Genomic DNA, 511 nt, shown 5'->3' with positions numbered 1-511 from the left:
AGATTCACCCCATTTTGTTGCCAGTCGACATAATGGACAGGAAATGCAAAGTTCGAGATGGTCACCATTGGGCACTCAATGCCCTTAGTGCCATACCCTCTTCCACCGATTCCGCGGCTAATGTGAATTTTGATTCCAGCGTGTTCATCTTTCAGGGTAGCCAAGTGAGCCCACTCGGAAACTATACTCCAGTCAGGTAAAGGAATATGAAGTGTTTTGAGACATGCTTCCAAACGTTCAACATGCGCTTGCCAATACTCTAGCTCGCCGTTTTTAGTCTGGATAGTAGTAAAGCAACCGTCTCCATATTGAAAAGAGCGATCACCTAATGAAACCTGTGTTTGTGGAACTCCATTTACCCAAAACATTAGAACACCCTTAGGTTACAGACGACAAATAAAAGAAAACGGCTCAATGCTAAGCATCGAGCCGTTAGAATACAAGTTTCGCGGTCTTAAAACCTTATTAGAGATTTTACTCAGCGAACTTTTTGAAGATCAAAGAACCGTTT

At 42.9% G+C, this 511-nt stretch carries 1 protein-coding gene; it reads right to left on the bottom strand.

Annotated features, from left to right (window positions below; all coding sequences use genetic code 11):
• Positions 1 to 368: aminotransferase class IV (locus tag R7Q48_RS31320; RefSeq protein WP_318134356.1), on the bottom strand; the 368-nt coding region annotated here is incomplete at its 3' end.
• Between the last annotated feature and the right edge of the window lie 143 nt (positions 369 to 511).

The organism is Vibrio sp. 378, from assembly GCF_033339435.1.
The sequence above is the reverse complement of the archived record's forward strand: the minus strand, read 5'-3'. Positions and strand labels throughout refer to the sequence as shown.